The sequence below is a fragment of the Bullifex sp. genome, assembly GCF_034103065.1.
Classification (GTDB): domain Bacteria; phylum Spirochaetota; class Spirochaetia; order Sphaerochaetales; family Sphaerochaetaceae; genus Bullifex.
On sequence record NZ_JAXEGN010000076.1, the window covers coordinates 1 to 3,382 of the forward strand.

2 protein-coding genes are annotated in these 3,382 nt (G+C 31.1%); both read right to left on the reverse strand.

Annotation, left to right across the window (positions count from 1 at the left end):
• Positions 1-51: 51 nt before the first annotated feature.
• The gene (locus tag SOY52_RS03280) at positions 52-630 is read right to left on the reverse strand and encodes a hypothetical protein (protein ID WP_320847556.1); all 579 of its coding nucleotides are present in this window, start codon (positions 628-630) and stop codon (positions 52-54) included.
• Positions 631-816: 186 nt separating this feature from the next.
• A partial coding sequence (locus tag SOY52_RS03285) for a carboxypeptidase-like regulatory domain-containing protein (protein ID WP_320847557.1) occupies positions 817-3,382 on the reverse strand: 2,566 nt, incomplete at its 5' end.

Consider the following 3,382-nt stretch of genomic DNA (forward strand, 5'->3'; position numbering starts at 1 on the left):
TACATGATGAAAAAATCATTAATAGAGCTATAACGAGCGAAATAGCTCTCATCATTCTGCTAGTACCTCATCAACTGCTTTCTTAATATCATTAATTGCTTTATCAGCATTACTATCACCAAGAACTGAAAGATCTGCAACTGTTGCTTGAATTGCATGGTCAATTTGAGCTCTAACATTAGCAACAGGAAGACTTACAAGAACCCAAATTCCACCTTCGGTATCTTCCCAGAAATCCTCTTCAACTACACCTGTAAGGAGAGCAGTTCCTGCTTCTTTAGATTTAATAACAAATGTATCAATATATGTTGTATCTTTGTTTGATACGTTTTCTTCTATATATCTTTCTCTTACAGCATCAACAGTTTTTGATACCCAAAGAGCAAGTTCAGCATCGGCATTAAGTCTTGCTTTTTCCTTTGCAACTTCAAAAGTGTATCCTTGCCCAAAACCTGCTGCATAATGAACTTTCTTTGTAGACATATCATGAATAACCCATTCAGGTCTTTTAACACCATTCTTTCCTTCTACTGCCTTATTTTGTGAGAGTGCAACCTTATGATTTGTCACACATGATGTAACTGTTAATACAAGAATAAGAGCTAACAAAATTTTAGTAATTGTTTTCATGATTTCCCTCTCCTAGTTATGTTTGATATATTTTGATTTTAAATCTGTATTTTGCATTAATCAATATTTTATAACAAAGACTTATGAATATGGATTATGGGTAATATTCATAACAATTTGTTTAAAAACAAAAAATGCCAGAATTCCTAATTAAGAGATTCTGGCAGAATGATTTTTATAAAATTATTATTTTATTAGATTCCAATCAAAAGAATCACCTTGATAACCAACAATTGCAGGTTCTTCTTCCAACCAGTTATCGTAATAAACTCTTGGTTGGCTAGAATTATCAAACCAATCATTAATAAATGATAAATCAGAGAAGTTTCCTTTTGCTTTTATTTCTTCTGTTCTTGCAGCCCCCCAATAGTTTTTAGAATAATCGACGACATCGTAGTTATGAGATGATAAATTATAGTTTATGAATACTCCTTCACAATCAGCAAAGCTATTGAAATTAATTGAACATTTTTCTGTATTTAGATATTGTTCAAATTTCATTGTAGAATTAACCAACTTGTTACTATTAAAAGACCAATTGTCACGATAATAACTAGTTTGAATAAACACCAATACATTTTCTATAGTATTGTACTCAAGTTTTACTATAGAAATATATCCGTAGTATATACTTTCTCGAATAGTATTGTTAACAATTACTGCTGTTCCATGACCAGAATTATCTACATATAATCCGTTATCTAACATAGAATTAATGATTACAGAATCAGAGGTAATCTTTATATTTCCAGATTTTTGGAAAACACAATTATCTACAAATACTCTACTACTGAGCGTTAAAGGAATTTCTGCACTATCAAAATCACAATTTTTGATGATAGAACCACTTTCATATTCAACAAAATTGTTTATCTTTGCATTAGGACCCAAAACAGCGATTGTCTTCCAAGATCCATCAAAAGTGTCATTTTTAGTGAATACAATTCTTTCCTCTTTTGTACCTACGGCTTTTATATTACCTGCAACAAATAATGAATAATCTCCTGCAAAACGTATTTCACATCCTGGATCAATTACTAAAGTATCCTCAGGTCCTACAGTACAGTTTGCTTCGACTATGTAAGGACTTCTATTCTTTGTAAGATGAAGATTTTCTCCCCTAAGTTGCCCTGTTAAAGAAGTTGCGTTATTTGTAATTACTACTTCTTTGCTCATTGGAAGAGATATATTACCAGATTTATCTTTAACTGTAATAATTACAGAATAAGTACCATTTCCTGTATAAACAGTATTTGGTAGTTGAGCTAAATCATATTCAATATTTTGTTCGAACGATTGCCATAGATAATTGATTGGGAAAATACTTGATTCAACCCCATCAACAATCTTTTTTATTTGAATTGAATATGATTCTATACCAGTACCGTTATCTAGAGCGAAAAGTTTAAGTTTTAATTTTGGATTATCGGTAAAAGTACTTCCCTCATTAATAACAACGTTACTAATAGTTGGAGCAATATTGTCAACAAGTATTATATCTTGTAATTCTCTTACTTCTAAAACACTTAGTCTTGGAGAAAGTTTTTTGTTATCAGATTTCCAACCATTTTTTGAATAAGTAACTGTATATTCCTCAGCAACAGATATACCACCAAGTTCATATCTACCACTTACATCTGAAGTAGTATAAAGAGTTTTTCCTTCTCCCAAATCTACAGATACAGTTACACCATCTGACGAAAGACTATCTTGCAATATTACTTTACCTTTAATAGCTGCTGTATTTGGAGTAATAGTAACTGTACCTAAATTTATTTCATCAGAGGCTTTTACATCTACTATTATAGTAATATCAGAACAATTATTTCTTATAAATCTCATTACATATTTTCCAACAGGAACATGCTCAAATGAGAATGCTCCATCAGAAGATGTTGTAAAGGAAGATATTGACTCCACGCCATCGAAACTGATTAATACATTACCTTCATCGTCTGTAGTTAATACATCAACTATTCCAGATATTGTATTATGTGTTGCTAATAGAGTTATATCTCCCATTGAGACAAAGTTATCAGCGAATAGTGCTATATTTTTTGAAATCGAAGATGAAGCAAAATCTGTTTTAGAGAATCTAACTCCACTATAGTTACCCTGTGGTACATAGAAAGAATAATTTCCAAATGAATCTGTTTCTAACTCAGCATATACAACTGAACCTTTCATCAACTCTACTTTTACTCCATCATTTGAACTTTTACCTTCTAGTTTTACTGTTCCAGAAATTGTACCCTTGTTAATATTCAATTTTACATGATCAACAGTTTTTACAGTAGAGGATACAATATTTATTGTAGGAAGCGTTTCTGTTCTATAGCCATTATAAGAAATTACAATTCGATATTCACCAGCTATCATTCCAGCAAGGGTGTAATCTCCTTTACTATTTGTTATTGCTGAATAAACTAGAGTATCATCTGCTATGTTTGTTGCAGTGACAAGAACACCAGCATAATCACTAGTTAACTCTAATTCAACACTACCTGTTACAGATTTAATTGCAACTGAAAGTGTTAATAAATCAATTTGTTTTTCTATTGATGGTTCAATAACAAACTCACCAACTTGTCCTGTTACAAATCCATCCTTTGAAGCAAGTAAACTATATGTTCCAGGAATTACTCTATTTATTAAGTATTCACCCTTTTGGTCTGTTGTTGCTGTATATTGGTTCTTATCATTCTTTAATAGTAATGTTACATTTTCATATGTAGAAGCTCCTTCTAACTGT